At 34.8% G+C, this 17,887-nt stretch carries 10 protein-coding genes; 4 read left to right on the forward strand and 6 right to left on the reverse strand.

What is annotated here, in order from left to right:
- Window positions 1-164: 164 nt before the first annotated feature.
- Window positions 165-2,282, forward strand: coding sequence for an alpha-galactosidase (locus tag H3T96_RS03350; RefSeq protein WP_144091553.1), 2,118 nt, complete (start codon window positions 165-167; stop codon window positions 2,280-2,282).
- Window positions 2,283-2,625: 343 nt separating this feature from the next.
- Window positions 2,626-3,630 (forward strand): substrate-binding domain-containing protein, encoded by a 1,005-nt coding sequence (locus H3T96_RS03355; protein ID WP_144091552.1) that lies wholly within the window; start codon window positions 2,626-2,628, stop codon window positions 3,628-3,630.
- Between the two features lie 93 nt (window positions 3,631-3,723).
- Here the strand turns inward: H3T96_RS03355 and H3T96_RS03360 are convergent, their stop codons facing one another.
- A complete protein-coding gene (locus tag H3T96_RS03360) occupies window positions 3,724-5,502 on the reverse strand; it encodes a carbohydrate porin (RefSeq protein ID WP_144091551.1) in 1,779 nt (592 codons plus the stop codon).
- A 390-nt stretch (window positions 5,503-5,892) separates the two neighbouring features.
- On the opposite strand from H3T96_RS03360, the gene H3T96_RS03365 reads away from it, so the two are divergent.
- Window positions 5,893-8,979 carry a beta-galactosidase gene (locus tag H3T96_RS03365; protein ID WP_144091550.1) on the forward strand — a complete coding sequence of 1,029 codons (3,087 nt, stop codon included), beginning with the start codon at window positions 5,893-5,895 and terminating at the stop codon, window positions 8,977-8,979.
- 75 nt (window positions 8,980-9,054) lie between these two features.
- Here H3T96_RS03365 and recB read toward each other — a convergent pair whose 3' ends face one another.
- From recB to H3T96_RS03380, 3 genes are read right to left on the reverse strand one after another with little or no spacing between them, the layout of a single operon-like run.
- The gene (gene recB, locus H3T96_RS03370; RefSeq protein WP_144091549.1) at window positions 9,055-12,516 is read right to left on the reverse strand and encodes an exodeoxyribonuclease V subunit beta; all 3,462 of its coding nucleotides are present in this window, start codon (window positions 12,514-12,516) and stop codon (window positions 9,055-9,057) included.
- Window positions 12,498-12,938: a phosphohistidine phosphatase SixA gene (gene sixA, locus H3T96_RS03375; RefSeq protein ID WP_198227058.1), complete on the reverse strand. Its 441-nt coding sequence runs from the start codon at window positions 12,936-12,938 to the stop codon at window positions 12,498-12,500. The genes recB and sixA overlap by 19 nt, the downstream gene beginning before the upstream one ends.
- 25 nt (window positions 12,939-12,963) lie before the next feature.
- Window positions 12,964-13,260: a YfcZ/YiiS family protein gene (locus H3T96_RS03380; RefSeq protein WP_086326658.1), complete on the reverse strand. Its 297-nt coding sequence runs from the start codon at window positions 13,258-13,260 to the stop codon at window positions 12,964-12,966.
- 147 nt (window positions 13,261-13,407) lie between these two features.
- Between H3T96_RS03380 and H3T96_RS03385 the strand changes: the two genes are divergently transcribed.
- Entirely contained in the window at window positions 13,408-14,802 is a 1,395-nt protein-coding gene (locus tag H3T96_RS03385) for an MFS transporter (RefSeq protein ID WP_144091548.1), read from the forward strand.
- Window positions 14,803-14,885: 83 nt separating this feature from the next.
- On the opposite strand, the gene H3T96_RS03390 is transcribed toward H3T96_RS03385, so the two are convergent.
- Both H3T96_RS03390 and nlpI read right to left on the reverse strand, forming a co-directional pair.
- The gene (locus H3T96_RS03390; RefSeq protein ID WP_144091547.1) at window positions 14,886-16,655 is read right to left on the reverse strand and encodes a DEAD/DEAH family ATP-dependent RNA helicase; all 1,770 of its coding nucleotides are present in this window, start codon (window positions 16,653-16,655) and stop codon (window positions 14,886-14,888) included.
- A 354-nt stretch (window positions 16,656-17,009) separates the two neighbouring features.
- Window positions 17,010-17,870, reverse strand: a complete 861-nt coding sequence (gene nlpI, locus H3T96_RS03395; protein ID WP_144091546.1) for a lipoprotein NlpI — start codon at window positions 17,868-17,870, stop codon at window positions 17,010-17,012.
- Window positions 17,871-17,887 lie beyond the last annotated feature (17 nt).

Genomic DNA, 17,887 nt, shown 5'->3' on the forward strand with positions numbered 1-17,887 from the left:
TTCATTTCACAATATATGTTTCTACAAAATAACTAGCAACACAAAAAATGAAATCGATTACATTTTTTGTGAGATCTTAATCACAAATTAAAAAAATAATCATTTTATTTTAATAGAAATGTAATTATTTTAGATAGATAAAGAACCACAATCTTGGAGTCATTATGAACTATCGTCTTAACAATAACAACATAGATGTCCTATTTCGTACAACACCTTATGCTGAACTTAGCTATTTTGGTAAACGCTTACAAAATATTCAACTCGAAAATCTGGAAATGTTAACCCCCGCTGTTCCAAACGCTCGTATTGATGTTGACGTACCGTTTACTTTGTGCCCTGAAGAAGGTTTGGGTAATTTTAGTACACCAGGACTTGAAGGTCATCGCAATGGTAAAGATTGGTCTCCTGTTTTTATCACCAAAGAAGTTATTCAAACAGAAAATAAAATCACCATTATTAGTGAAGATAATATTGCTAACCTACGTTTCACCAGTCATTTTATTTTAGATAACAGTGGTGTATTACAATGCCAAAATAGTTTAATTAATTTAGGCAATGAACCTTATCAGGTCAATCGCTTATCAATCACTCTTCCCATTCCAGAAAGAGCACAAGAATTAATGGCCTTTAGTGGACGTTGGATTAAGGAGTTCTTTCCTCATCGTACTAAAATCGAACATTGTGGTTATTTGCAAGAAAACCGTCGTGGACGTACTTCACATGAGTATTTTCCGGGGATGGTAGTTGGTACCGATGGTTTTAAAGAACAATCCGGTGAAGTATGGGGTGTTCATTTAGGTTGGAGTGGAAATCATCGAATTCAGGTAGCGGTAAAAAGTAATGGAAAACGTTTTATTCAGGCCGAAGCCTTATATATGGCAGGTGAAATTACATTAGCTAAAGACGAGTCAATTTCAACACCTTGGTTGTATGCAACTTATAGTGATCAAGGCTTGAATGAGATGAGTCAGCACTTCCATGATTTTTTACGTGGCAACATTATTAAATTTAGTCAAAATAAACCACGCCCAGTCCATCTTAATACTTGGGAAGGTATCTTTTTTGATCATAATCCGGACTATATTATACAAATGGCAACTAAGGCTGCACATATGGGGGTTGAACGATTTATTATTGATGATGGCTGGTTTGGTAAACGTGACGATGATTATCAAGGGTTGGGAGATTGGTATTTGGATAAACGAAAATATCCAAACGGCTTAGAACCCGTGATTAAACATATTAAAGATTTGGACATGGAATTTGGTATTTGGGTCGAGCCAGAGATGATTAATAAAAATTCCGATCTTTATCGCGCTCACCCAGATTGGTTACTAGAACTGCATGGTTATAATCAACCTGAAGGTCGTCATCAATATTTACTTGATTTACAAAATCCAGCGGTTTTTGAGTATTTACTTGAAAGATTAACATGGTTGCTTGGAAGCTATGACATTGACTATATAAAATGGGATATGAATCGTGAAATTGTGCAAGCAGGCCACAATGGTAATCCAGCCATTGTTGGACAAACTGAAGCGTTATATCGTCTAATTGATATTTTACAAGAAAAATTCCCTCATGTTGAAATTGAATCTTGCTCTTCCGGTGGAGGACGTATTGATTATGAAATATTAAAACGTACTCAACGTTTCTGGACATCAGACTCTAACGATGCATTAGATCGACAGATCATTCAGCGTGGTATGAGTTACTTCTTCCCTCCTGAGGTAATGGGTGCTCATATTGGAGGGGCCTTATGTCATACTACATTCCGTGAATTACATATGAATTTACGTGGTTTGACTGCACTGTTTGGTCATATGGGTGTTGAACTTGATCCTGTTAAAGAATCTGAAAAAGAACAAAAAGCGTTTGCTCATTATATTAATTTGCACAAACAATTGCGTCCACTATTACATAGCGGTAATAGTGTTCGTTTGGATGTCGATGATCCTCGTGCGATGCAAAGTTATGGAGTTGTTAGCAAAGATCAAAAAGAAGCAGCGTTTATTATCGCCCAATTATCATTACCAACTTATGCGTTGAGTGGTAATTTACGTTTGACAGGATTATTAACGGATAAGCAATATCAAATAGAAATTCTTGATATGCCAGACAATATTGATCCTAAAATCAGTGGTCATGCGATGAAAGTACTACCACTATGGATGAAATCTCAAACAATACTTTCTGGCGATTGGTTAATGAATATAGGATTACCATTACCTGTGCTTGATCCAGCAACGGCTATGCTTATCAAGATCACAACCAAATAAATCAAAAAAATATAAAAAATATAAAATTATTGAATAGTAAAGGGAGTGAAAGCATTCATTCTCTTTTATAATATATTGAATTTGAAACGATTCAGCCAATAATACAGTGATTGGCAAATAAAAATTTTTCCATTATTATAAGATCTTATCTCATATATTCAGGGTTCAACCGACTGAATTTGCTAAAAGATATAAACAAAAATATTTCAAGTATAGGTTCTCTCCCCTCTTTGCGGACCATTTTTGCTTTAATCGTTGGTAAACTACAATATTTTAAATGGATAAACTTTAAATATTATGGATATAAAGTGTTAGTAATAATATCAAATTAAAAAGGAGTTTTATGGCGACAATAAAAGATGTTGCACAATTAGCCAATGTTTCGGTTGCAACAGTATCTCGTGTTATCAATAATGCAAACAATGTTAGCAATAATAAGCGTGAGATTGTAAAAACTGCTATGGAAAAATTAAATTATTATCCAGATGCAAACGCTCGTGCGTTATCTCAGCAAAATTCAAAAACCATTGGTATTGTTGTCGCAGACGTTTCAGATCCTTTTTTTGGTGCAATGGTCAGTGCAGTTGAAAAAGTAGCTTACCGAACCGGACATTTTTTATTGATTGGTAATGGTTATCACGATGAAAGTAAAGAATATAATGCTATAACTCAATTAATTGAGCATCGTTGCTCTTCGTTGGTTGTCCATGCAAAAATGCTTTCCGACAGTACTTTAATAAGATTGATGGAGCAAGTTCCTGGAATGGTATTAATTAATCGTATAGTGAAAGGTTTTGAGAAACGCTGCATTGCACTCGATGACCGTTATGGTTCTTACTTAGCTGTTAAACATTTAATACAACATGGCCATACCAACATTGGTTATTTGTGTTCAAATCATGATATATCAGATTCATCCGACCGCTTACAAGGCTATAAAGATGCGCTATTAGAACATAATATTGACATAAACGATAATTTGATTGCTATTTCTTCACCAAATGAAATAGGTGGAGAACAAGCTATGATGTCTCTTTTAGAGCGTAATCAACAAATTACTGCTATTGCTTGTTACAATGACTCTATGGCAGCAGGTGCTATTTCTGTATTATATGATAATGATATAAAAATTCCGTCAGATATTTCGATTATTGGTTTTGATGATTTATTACTTGCTCGGTATTTACATCCTAAACTGACAACCATTCGCTATCCATTGCAAACTATGGCTGAGCAAGCTGCGGAACTCGCATTGCTATTAGCAAAAAAAGAAGTGCTACCTGCCAATTTAATTAATGTTTTTACCCCAACTTTAACTAAGCGATATTCTGTTACCCAAATAAAATGATCGGTATTAGTTTAAAAACTAAATTAAAAAAATGTCGAAAGCCCTAAAAGTTATGTGTTTCCGACATTTAGCAATTTTTTCAGATAAGATTATTTAAAACCAAACTTCAGTTTGCACGCCAAAGCTAATTTGATTATCCTTACCATTAAAGTCAAATTTACTAATTTCATTTTGCAAAGATTCTATATATGAGACATAGAAACGTATATCAGGCCTTGATGTCAAAATGCTTTCACCAACTTTAAATGAGTGGAAAATGGTTGTTTTAAAACCTTCTTCATTATAGCTTTTGCCTTTAACTTTATTTTTCTGTCTAAAGTAACCTAATTCGATGCCACTTTGGTTGTAGTTGTCCCATATATAAGCAGGTCTTATGGCTGATTTGAAACTCGAAAAATCAGTATGAGCCAAATTGAGGTCATAGGAATAAACATCTGTTCCCGTTGTAAGTGCAAGTGCATGGGCGACAATCACTTTATCGGCTAAATACGCCTCACCTTCCGATACCAATCGATAAGCTTTTCCTCCTGTATGAGTACCGATGTAATCATTATCAGAATTGGCTGCAAATTCAGGGTTATTAGTATTAATGTTAGCTAATTGTGATGCAACAGAATTGGTCGCAGTTTGTAAAGTCCATTGATTAAATCCACCAAAGAAATTATTTTGTCTTAAAACAAAACTTCCTAACCAAGCATTTTTTACACTAACACTATCCTGAATTTTGGATTTATTGGGTGCAGAATAACGACCATTAATTGCAAGAGTGGCATCTTGCCATAAAGGAATATCTCGATAGCGAAACTCGATTTCGTTCAAGTCGACTTCATCGCGTTTAGTTACGGTTTGTATTTCGGTATTGCCATTGTTTACAACTTCAACTTTTTTAACTTGTTTAACATTAACATCCGCTCGTACCAAAGCTAAATCAAGTTTACCCACGCCAATTCCAAGATCTTCAATACCAATCCCACCACCTGCAGGTGTTTTTTGAGTTTTCCAGTCTAACATTTGGATTTCATTATAAGGAAGTGAATGTTTACCTACCCATAAATTTGCATCAGGAAATCCTGGTACAAATCCCTTGGTTGATAAGTAAATATCAGAAAACTGCATAATATTGTCATCTTGAGTATTGAATAAACCAGCTGCTTTATTAGTAGCTACATTACCATCAATCATAACAATGGCATCCACTCTATGGCCATCTTCATCATACACTTTTTGTTTAAAGACAAGATCGTACCAACCACCATACTCATTACCAAATCGGCCTAATGCCCCTTCAGCATAATTTTTAGGTTTGCCGTTTTGGGAGGTAGACCAACCACCACGAAAATACCCATTAAATGAAAAACCGATTTCGTCTTTGATGTAATCTTTAAACTCTGACAAAGTAAAGGAGTTTTTAACTGATTTGGTTTGCGATATTGGGGCTGCATTATCACTTTGCTTAGTATCATTAACTATAACAATTTGATTGTCGACTGCCGGTTTTTGTTGAACAACAGATTTAGAATTAACATTAGGTTGGGTCTGGTTTTGTTTTGATGCTGGAATTTGGGTTGAAGTTTGTGCTAAAGCAACACTCTGATTTTTCAATGCCTTTTGCTGATTATTAATTACAATCTGTTGTTGTTGAATATTCTTATTTAATTGTGCTAGCTGTTTATTAGATTCAATCACTTGCTTTTTTAAATCTATGGATTCTTCAGAAAGTGCTAATAATTTTTGTTCTAACATCGATATTCTTGCTTCTAACTCTTCTTGAGTAGCAGCAAAAGAGTTTTGTATAGAACACAAGCCAAGTAATGTAATTAAAACAATTCGTTTAGGTTTGACGTTTAATACTACCTTAGTTAAATATTTCATTTTTTTCTACTCATTATTATATAGATATTAAAGAAGTCTCATAAATTTGAGACAAAAAAAAACCTAAAAAATAGCGATAACTATTCTTTAGGTTTTGCCCATAATTTTACGGTAGCAATCCAATGCTTAATAAATAAGCTTATTTAATATAACTAATAAAATTAATCATTAATAATATAAATATACATAATGTGACAAATGTCACATTAATATTAAAATTATTATTAAATGTACTATTTTTTGAAAAATAAAAAAATACAAATGTAATCGATTACATAAAATGTTAACTAGATCACTTAAATAAAATAAAAACTATTTATAATGAATAAAAAAGCCAGTTTATTAAGTGAAATTGCAAATAAATAATGAGTTGAACAACAGGAGAAAATAATGAATTTTTGTTTCAGTGAAGTTATCAATCGAGCGGATTGGAATAATTTATCTATTTTAAGCATTAATCGACTTAATACACATCCCAAATTTAATAGCTGGCGAGATAAACAACAAGCAAAAAATAATAGTGATTCAGACGCAATCTTATCGCTCAATGGTGATTGGTTTTTTAGTTATTTTAATAACCCAAAGCAAGTACCAAAATCATGGTTGGATAAAGAACTCGATAATACCACTATTCCTGTTCCATCAAATTGGCAATTTCATGGTTACGATGCGCCGGTTTATACAAATATTCGTTATCCTTTTCCTTATAATCCTCCTTTTGTTCCTGAAGATAACCCAACGGGTTGTTATTCAAGGTACTTTAATATTAATAAAAAATGGTTAGATAAAGGTGATACAAGAATTATATTTGATGGTGTCAGTGCCGCATTTCATCTTTGGTGTAATGGTAAATGGGTTGGCTATTCACAAGATAGTCGCATTGCAGCTGAATTTGACTTAACTCCTTTTTTAAAGAAAGGTGAAAACCGCATTGCTGTACTAGTTTTAAAATGGTGTGATGGTAGTTATCTTGAAGATCAGGATATGTGGCGATTAAGTGGTATTTTCCGTGGCGTTTCACTACTTAATAAACCAAAATCACATTTACAAGATATTCAAGTTAAAACAATACTTGATGCTTGCTATCAAAATGCTACCTTATCTTTGCAAATCGATGTGAAGCATCAAGACGATATAGAGATGCTCAATGTAAATATTGAATTATGGCAAAAAGATAAATTAGTCCTTGAACACTCACAATCAATCGGTACTCCTGCAATTGATGAAAAAGGTGGTTACAATGACCGAGTAATTTGCCATATTCCAGTGACCAAACCACAATTATGGAGTGCCGAAACACCTAATCTTTACCGGCTTGTTATTAGTTTGAATCATAATAATACGGGTTTAATTGAATCTGAAGCTTATAACATTGGTTTCCGAACTGTCGAAATCAAACATGGGCAACTTTGTTTGAATGGTAAACCACTAATCATTAAGGGAACAAATCGTCATGAATTTTATCCTGATATGGGATACGCAGTTACCGAGCAAGCTATGCTTCATGATATAGAATTAATCAAACAACACAATTTTAATGCGGTGCGTTGTAGCCATTATCCAAATGATCCACGTTGGTATGAACTTTGTGATGAATATGGCCTTTATTTAGTCGATGAGGCAAATATTGAGTCACACGGCATGTTCCCAATGTCACGTTTGTCTGACGATCCTCTTTGGTTGGCTGCCTATAGTGAACGAGTAACTCGTATGGTTCAACGTGATCGCAATCACCCATCAATTATTATTTGGTCACTTGGTAATGAATCAGGACATGGTGCAAATCACGATGCGCTTTATAGTTGGATCAAAAGTAATGATCCAACCCGCCCAGTTCAATATGAGGGAGGAGGCGCTAACACAGCTGCCACTGACATTATTTGTCCTATGTATGCGCGAGTTGATCAAGATCAACCCCACCCTAATGTTCCTAAGTGGTCAATAAAAAAATGGGTTTCAATGCCTGATGAAAAACGCCCACTTATTTTATGTGAATATGCTCACGCTATGGGTAATAGTTTAGGTACTTTTTATAAATATTGGCAGGCATTTAGGCAATATCCTAGATTACAAGGTGGTTTCATTTGGGAATGGGCAGATCATGGTATCCGTTGCCATAATCTATCAGGTGAAAGTTATTGGGCTTATGGTGGTGATTTTGGTGAAGCTTATCACGATAGACAATTTTGTTTAGATGGTTTAGTTTTTCCTGATCGTAAACCTCATCCAAGTTTAATTGAAGCCAAAAAAGTGCAACAGCCATTTCAATTCAAACTTGTCAGTCAAAAACCTCTGATTATTGAAGTAACTAGTGAGTATCTATTCCGTACTACAGACAATGAAATACTGTATTGGGAACTGCTGCTTGATGGTAAAAGTCAACAAAGTGGTAAACTTAAACTTAATATTAAGCCTAACGATACAATTGAACTAAAAATAACTGACGACATTGGTGATAATTTTGATGCAGAAAACTTGCACCTATCACTTAAAGTCATTCAAAACAGAGCCACCGCATGGTCTCCAGCAAAACATACTGTGGCTTGGGAACAATTCAAATTAATTAACCAGTTTATTCCGCAATTGACTTTAAGTAAAAATAAAAAGCTACTAAAATTAACTGAAAATAAAAATGAGTTTATTATCAATTGGAAAAATCAAAGTTGGCAAATTAATAAAAAAACAGGACAGCTGAACCAATGGGTTAAAAATAAGAAACCATTGTTAGCCAGCGCACTGGCTGATCAGTTTATACGAGCTCCGATTGATAATGATATTGGTATTAGTGGTGATTTTAATAGTAATAATAACCCTTTTGCATGGGTTGAACAGTGGAAAGCCGCTGGCTATTTTGATTTGCGCCATCAGTGTTTAGCAATCAAAGCGTCACAAACAGATGACTATATAATTATTGAAGCGCTTCATGGTTATAGTGTGAAAAAACGCAAAGTCATTCAAAGTAAATGGTTACATCAATTTGATCAGGATGGAAACTTGACGATAACAGTAGAAGTCGATATTGCGAATGATATGCCAGCGCCAGCCCGTATTGGTTTGACGTATCAATTGAAAGAGATACCAAAACAGGTAAACTGGCTTGGATTAGGACCTCATGAAAACTATCCTGATCGAAAAACCTCTGCAATTTTTGGTGATTGGTCATTACCATTTGCCGAACTTTATACGCCTTATATTTATCCTTGTGAAAATGGCTTACGTTGTGATGTCAAACAATTAATCCTTAATGATATGATAATTACAGGTCAGCAATTTAAATTTAATATTAATCAATATGGTACTAAACAGTTGATGGAAAAAACACATCGTCATTTATTAGCGCCTCAAACATGCGCCTACGTCAGTATAGATGCTTATCATATGGGCATTGGTGGTGATGATTCTTGGACACCAAATGTACATCCAGAATTTTTACTAATGGATAAACATTATCGCTATCAATTGATTTTTAAATGTTAACAAACAGAAATTATTTGACTAAAATAAGGCACGATTTAATCGTGCCTGAATGTTAGTTAATTAAAGAGTTAATGCCTAATGGCCTTCAAATAATTGATCGAGTTTTTCTATAAATTCTTGCTGAGGTCGATGATAAAAAATCCCCTGATCAGGCATACCCCGTAAAAAGAGATAATATACCCCACCAAAATGGGTCTGATATTGATAATTAGATATCCTGCTTCTCAAAAATCGATGTAATGCCAAACTATAAAGTTGATATTGTAGATCATAACGATGTTCTATCATCACTTTTTTCAGTGCATTTTGCCCATAATGATCAATATTATCACCTAACCAATTTGACTTATAATCGACCACATAATATTTACCTTCAAATTCAAAGACTAAATCAATAAATCCTTTTAACATACCTTGCACAGAATCAAAGGATAATTCAGAACGTGATTGAGATAAATCATCATATTTCTTGCAAAGAGAATCTAATTGCTGGCAAGTTACAGATTGACGTATAGGTAAATAAAATTGTAACTCGTTAATACATTTACCCATCAATATGTTTGATAATATTAATCCTGACTGACCCAATTCAGTCGCCAATACTTGTCTCATCCAATTGGCAACAATACTATTCCAGTTAGAATCAAGATTGAGCTTTTTCACCATCTCAGTACATAATTCATCAATGTTATCGGATGAAATATGTTCCATAATACTGTGCATTAAAGTACCCACATATGCCCCTTTAGGGAAATGGTGAATGTCATATTGCAATTCTACAAGTTCTTCACTAGTGGATTTAAATTGCGGCTCATCCCAATCATTAATGATATCAAGATTATAGTTCAATAAGGTATTTTGATGTTGCTGTAATTCAGTATAACTGGTTACTCGCCAACAGTTTGAGAGCTTACGTGTAAAAACATTAGCAGATAGTGTTGGAACCGATAACATAGGAGGAACATAGCGTTCACCATTAATTGGCAATTCGACATCAATTAAGTTTGCCATATTACCAATAGCCCTTAAGTCATTTTTTAAAAGATGATTAATAGCTGACTGACTTTTTTTCAAAGAAGCAAGACCGATGCTACAATGATATACCGAGCGCGTCATAGCCACATACAATAAACGTAAATCCTCAGCAAGACGTTCATCTTCTATTTGTTGCTTAATTTCATCCGTCAATAACCATGCATAAGTTAACTTATAGTCATTATCTTTATCATGATAAAATTGACTGTCAGATGATCGATACAATGAGATAAAAGGCAACCAAACAATAGGAAACTCTAACCCTTTTGATTTATGGATTGTAATAATTTTAACTAAGTTTTCATCGCTCTCAAGACGTTGCTCGTGATTTTCTAAATTAAGATCTGGACTGACTATTTGTTTGGTCAACCAACGAACTAAAGCATGAGGACTGTCTAATTCATCCGCAGCTTCTTGAAGCAATTCTCCTAGATGCATTATATTGGTTAAAGTTCGTTCACCATCTTGACGTGCTAAGATATTTTCAGCTAAATGACGTCGTTTCATCATTCGGCGTAACATGACTAAAACGCCATAATGTAGCCAAATAGCTTGGTATTGCTTAAATTCTTCAACCAAACTTTCCCACTTATCTTGGTCATCAGTAATTTGCTCAAGTTCAGTCATTGTTTGACCAAACAGTGATGTCATTAAGGCTAAGCGCAGTGTTGATTCGTTTTCGGGCATTAACACGGCTTGCAATAGGTTAAGTACATCTTTTGCGTCCGTTGATGAAAAAACACTACTATGATTTGATAAGTAAACACTTTTAACGCCCAACAATGCTAATTTTTGTCTGATGATTTCAGCTTCACGTCCTGTTCGCACTAAAACAGCAATATCTGCCGTCATTACCGGACGTTGTTTTTCCTGATTATCTACTAGTATTGAAGAACTCGACAATAAAGTCACAATCTGCTTTGCACAACAACTTGCCATATATTCTTGATAATCAGCATTTGTTGAAATTTCCTGAGGTAATAGATAAGCCGTTAATGCGGAGACTTCTTGAGCGTCTAACAACAATGCTTTTTTTTGATTTCTTTCTGCCACCTGCATTGGTAAAAAAGGAATCTCATCAAACACAAATGGGTTATCATGATTAGCAAATAGCTGATTAACCGCATTCACCATTGTTGCAGAAGAACGATGATTTACATCCATCGTATAATGATTTTCACCCGTCGATCGTTTAGCCTCTAAATAAGTGAAAATATCAGCACCGCGAAAACTATATATAGCTTGCTTTGGATCACCAATAAATAACAATCCACGATCGGACTGCTGGCTATCATAAATACGATTAAATATTTGATATTGTAATGGATCGGTATCTTGGAATTCATCAATTAAGGCAACACAATATTGTGATGCAATACTTTTCGCCAGTCGTTTGCCATTTTTTACAAACAGAGCTCGATTAAGTTGCCAAATAAGATCATCAAAACTTATAGCACCATTTTTTAGTTTTTCCTTATAGATCCCTTTTTGAATGATACCAACAATATCCATTAAGATTTGACTACGTAAATTAAGGGGTTGTTGATAAAGTGACTCGATTTTTTCGAAAATAGAGTGACAAGGAGCACTTTTTCCATCTTTGGTTTTTTCGTTTAATACCGACTGACGAAACTTTTCAAGTTCATTGGGTAATTCAAACGTTTGTGTTGCTTTGTTTGCCCATGTCGATACTTTATTTAACCAATTGGGTAAATTTCGGCTACTATAAGATTGTTTACTCACACCAGATTGAGTAATAATTTCGCTCAAATCAGTAACTGCAATCAACCAATCTTGTTTAATCTCTTCTATTTTTTTATGATTTTTTTCATAAAAAGCTTCAATCGTTGCTCTGATATCAGGATTTGATTCATCATCATCCTCAGCACCTAATCCCAAGTAAGGGTTAATATCTCTCAATAATGTGGCAGGATCTTTCCAAGTATCAATAATAAGATAAGCAAGCGATTTATCTAATGGCGTGAAATAATGACGCCAAAAGTCTTGTACTACACGTAATTGCAATTGATATTCATCGGCTACTAACTTTTGTTCGAATAATACTCCTGATTCAAATGCATGGCTGGTTAATATTCGTTGGCAAAAACTATGAATAGTATAGATCGCCGCTTCATCCATTGCCTGTTGAGCATCAGTAAGCTTTTGCACTGCTGACTGGCGATCATCAATTAAATCAATTAATTTTTGATAAATAGGATCTTGATGATGCCCTTGGATTAAACCAAGTCTTAATTCTTGTATATTTTGACGAATACGTGAGCGTAATTCTTGCGTTGCTGCTTTAGTAAAAGTTACAACAAGAATTTGGCTAACATCAAGAGGCTTTGGATAACTATTTTGCCCAATACCAAGTAATAGCCTTAAATAGATAAAGGCGAGTGAATAAGTTTTACCCGTTCCTGCCGATGCTTCAATTAAACTTCGACCGGTTAAAGGTAAATCAAAAAGGTTAAGTTTTTTTACTACGCTTGATGAAACCATTCAAGCTTTCCAGAAGCATCTAATGATAGCTCCACACAAGCAATTGCAGCAGTTGGAAACATAGGTGGCGAAACATGCGGACAAAGTTCATTAACAAGATATCCCACTAATGGTAGATGTGAGACAACAATTACATTATTAACACCATTGGTTACTAGCATCGTTAATGTATCAGCTATATAAGATGCACTACCGCCTGGGACTAAGAATTTGTCGGTTGTCACTTTTGCAACACTGACCTGTGATGATAATTCTGTTAACGTCTGTTGTGCTCGTAAATAGGGGCTGACTAAACCTAAATCAAAATGGAAATTTTGCTCCTTGAGCCAAATTCCAGCTTGTTTTGCTTGTTCAATACCATAATCAGTCAAGGTTCGACTTGCATCGGATGAAGCAGAAAATCCCGCTTCACCATGTCTCATAATACAAACTTTCATCAATCTTTTATTAGCGTAATTTTAATTGGAAGATCATGCATTCTGCACCGCAGCAAAAAGTAAATGTTGCAGATAATTTAAAACCATCGTTAACTTTTTCTATATTACTATTAATTTCACAAGGTTCCGTTTCAACTGTTTTGGCAGCTTGTGTCAATGATGCTAATTTAGCTTGGGCTTCTGATTCTGTTGCAAAGACATGCTCATACTCAGCGCTGCAATCTTCATTGTCAATAATAGTACCAACATCTACACAACAACACGCTGGGGTTTCATTCGCTTTACATTTGTTTAAAGAATCTGTCATGCTATACCTCTATTTACCAATTAATTTTACCTATAGTATACCCTTAATCATAACTAAGGGCAAAATGTAAAAAGCTGTATCATAACTCAAACTTTTGGCGTATATTAGAATATTATTTTTATTTTTCTCAATCGATTAAATAATATAATGCAGCAAAATAATCACGTCCGAAAAATGGCGATTTTAGTTGCCGCAACGTTCTTCATGGAAAATCTGGACGCGACGGTAATCACAACTGCAATACCTGCAATGGCAAAATCATTTTTAACTAATCCACAAGATTTATCTATTGGTATTAGCGCTTATATGTTAGCGCTTACAATTGGTTTACCTGCGAGTGGCTGGATAGCAAATCGTTTTACAGCGTATCGGATTTTCTCCATTTCGATTGTATTATTCATGTTAGCGTCAATATTGTGTGCTTTATCAACCAGTCTGACCATGTTTACCATCGCAAGGTTAATTCAAGGATTAGGTGGATCTTTAATGGTACCAGTAGGCAGAACCGTTGTATTAAGTCGAACCGAAAAGCAGCATCTGGTTAGCACAATTTCGATTCTAGTTTGGCCCGGCTTAATTGCGCCATTGATGGGACCAATTATTGGTGGATTCTTTGCTCAATATCTCACTTGGCATTGGATATTTATTCTTAATATTCCCTTAGGTTTTATCGCTCTGTTTTTCGCTCATCGACTGTTACCTAAAGAGCAACCTGAAAAGCGTACATTTGATAGTGTGGGCTTTATCGCCTGTGGCTTAGGCTTATTACTGTTTGTTTATGGGCTGGAAATGGTTTCTCACTCAAATCATAGCCTCTGGCTGGGTCTTAGCATTTCTTTGGTCGGTAGTTTAGTATTAATCTTTGCCTATTATCATCTTACACATACGCAGTGCCCATTAATCAGCCTGTACGCGTTTTCAAAACGCACATTTAGAATGACCTTTTTTGGCGGTTCATTAATACGAATTGGTTTAAACAGTGCACCATTTATCTTACCTCTTATGTTTCAAGTCGGCTTTGGATGGTCGCCATTAACCGCTGGTTCGTTACTACTTTCACTATTTGCCGGCAATATTATCCTTAAAACCGTGAATACTCGATTAATACACAAGTTTGGATTCCGTAAAATTCTTATTGTTAATGGTTTGTTACTGTCATTTAGTTTTGTATTATGTGCTCTTTTCACACCAGAAACACCAATCATATGGATTATATTGGTTCTATTCTTTTCGGGTGGTGCACGTTCTATCCAATTTACCACAATCACAACACTTAGTTTTTCAGAAATTGATAAAAATGAAATACAAAGCGCCAACATCTTATCAACCATTTTTCAACAATTAAATAACGTACTGGGTATTGTTTTAAGTGCGTTATTTCTATTTATTGCTTCCAGCTATAATGGGCATAGCCAAACGGGTTTAATGGTTGAAGATTTTCAATTAGCGCTGTTTATGGTGGCAGGCATGACTTTACTGGCGATGATTGATTTCATTACTTTACCTAAAAATGCAGGCAACAATCTAAAAGAAAAACAATAAAAAAACCTCTACCATAAAGATAGAGGTTTGCAACAATCAAAACTAAAAAGTATTAACACTAAAATGTATTAAAACTAAATGTATTAAAACTTCGGCGCTGCTGGACGACCACGTTTTTTAGGTGAACTTTTGTTATCACCAGCATCAGATTTAGTACTTTTACGACCACGCTTAGTTTCCGAAGTATTACCACTAACTAAGCTCATTTTCATCGGTTGATTAAGTACTCTTACCTTTTCAAAATGTTTTAAGATATCTTTTGGCATACCTTTTGGTAACTCAACAGTTGAGTAAGTTTCATAGAGCTTAATATTACCAATGTAGCGACTACTGATATCTGCTTCATTTGCAATTGCACCTACAATATGACGTACTTCAACACCGTTTTCTTTACCCACTTCAATACGGTACATATCCATTTCACCAACATCACGGCGTTCTCGACGTTTTGGCGTTTCACGATTATCACCACGTAAACGGCGCTCACCTCCACGATTATCACGATCGCGCATTTCACGTGACGGCTTAAATACCGGGTCTGGTGGTAAAATTAATGGACGTTCACCTTGAGCTAATTTTAATAACGCTGTAGCAATCGTTTCAAGATCAGCTCCACTATCAGCTTGTATTTGCGCTAACAAGGTTTGATATTGTGGTAAATCACTACTTTCAAGTTGTTTTTGAACTTGTTCAGTAAACTTCGCTAAACGACGTGCTTCAAGCAGATCTTTTGACGGTAAGCCCACTTCTGGAATGGTTTTCTTAATTGTTTGCTCAATATTTTTAAGTAAACGACGTTCGCGGCTGTCAACAAATAAAATTGCACGACCGGCACGACCTGCTCGCCCTGTTCGTCCGATACGGTGAACATAAGATTCTGAATCTAAGGTGATATCATAGTTGATAACTAAGCTGATACGCTCAACATCTAAACCACGAGCTGCAACGTCGGTTGCAATTAAAATATCTAAACGACCATTACGTAATCGATCTAATGTTTGTTCACGTAATTGTTGTGTCATATCACCGTTTAAAGCAGCACAGCTGTAACCATGTTTTTCGAGCACTTCTGCAACATCTAAAGTCGCTGATTTTGTACGAACAAAAATAATTGCCGCATCAAAATCTTCAGCTTCTAAAAAGCGAACAATCGCTTCATTTTTTCGCATACCACGAACAAGCCAATAGCTCTGTTCAATATCGGGTGCAGTTTGGTTAGTGCCTTTGATTTGTACTTCTTTAGGATTATGCATAAATCGTTTAGTAATACGACGAATTGGCGCAGGCATTGTCGCTGAAAATAGTGCTGTTTGATGATCTTCAGGAATTGTCGCCATGATGCTTTCAACATCATCAATAAAGCCCATTCTTAGCATTTCATCAGCTTCATCTAGCACTAATCCTTTAAGATTAGAAAGATCTAACGTTTTACGATTTAAATGATCAAGTAAACGTCCTGGTGTACCGACCACAATTTGAGGTCCTTGCTTTAATGCTCTCAATTGAACGTCATAACGTTGACCACCATATAATGCTAATACTTTTATTCCTTTCATATATTTTGAATATTCTGTGCAAGCATCAGCAACTTGAATCGCAAGTTCACGCGTTGGCGCTAAAACTAAAAGTTGTGGTGCTTTTAGGTTTGCATCAATATTCATTAAAAAAGGAATTGAAAATGCAGCGGTTTTACCACTACCTGTTTGTGCCATACCCAATACATCGTTACCTGCTAATAATAGAGGGATACATTCAGATTGGATTGGTGATGGTTTGCTAAAACCAAGATCATTTAATGCGTTAAGGATATCCTCAGATAAACCAAGGTCAATAAAAGAAATTTCTTTTGTCATGTAAACTCGCTTAAAAATTTTGAATATACAAACTTACTTTTGGTTAACCAAATTAAGCATTTTGATCAACGAATGACAGTAATCGTTAAATTATTACTGTTTCAAACAAAGAAAGTTTATATAAATTTATGCCAGCTCACTAAATTGAAAATTTACAACTCACCCCAATAACTAACTGCCGATATTGACTCAACTACAATCCAATGTATATAAAATAAATAAATTTAAAGTTAAATGATATTTATTTAAAAGATGATAAAACTAACTGTATTATCAAATGTTGAGAATATATTTTTTGGCAAATCAGAACTACGCTATAACAATATTTTCACTTTTAAACTGGCATGACCCATGTTACTTTTCATTTTCTTCAAGTAACTTCATTTCATAGAGCGCCTGTTGATGTTCAACAAAGTTATAAATATTATTAGCTAAAGCATATTTAAATAACATTTTAGCACGCTCGTTATTACCTTTACTTTGATAATATTTACCTAAATAAAAGTAGGCTTCGCAAAGACGTTCGGCTAACTGCCGGTTACTTTCAACGCCTTGTTGAAGATTTTGCATTAACTTAGATTCATTAATCTTACCTAAATAAAATGCAATAATATCGCTACTATAAATCGTTTTATCATTTATTAGATCGTAACGTTTTTGTAGCTTATTTTGTGCAGCTTCATTATCTATCTCTCTGTCAATCAAATAAAGCCATAAAATTCTGATCGGTTCATTCACATCAAATTGATAGAATTGATATGCATCGCGTTCTGCTGATTGATAATGGCCAGTACGGTATAAAGTAATGGCACGATTTAAATAAGCATAAACATATGTTGGATCAAGTTCAATTGTCGTATTAAAGGACATTAAGGCATTGTCAAAATCCCCTTCACGTAAAGCATAAGTTCCCATGAAATTATAAATGTCTGGAATTTCAGGATTGAATTCCATCAAATAACTAAAATCACTTTGTGCAAATGCTTTAAAGCCCAGTGAATCGTAGACAACGCCACGTTGAAATATAAGCTGTATCCGCGTTACTGCATCAATATCTTTTTGAGATAACTGTTGACTAATCTGTGCAATTTTCAATTCATCATCATACGAAACTTGCTCAGGAACAGCAAGTAAAGGCTGAGAGTTAGAACAACCTGACATAAGAATAACCGCTAATGAAAAGCTTAGAATTCTCATCAGGTTGAACTGTCTCATCTTAACTCCTAGTGAAT

Source organism: Gilliamella sp. W8136 (assembly GCF_016101285.1).
Lineage (GTDB): Bacteria > Pseudomonadota > Gammaproteobacteria > Enterobacterales > Orbaceae > Gilliamella > Gilliamella apicola_N.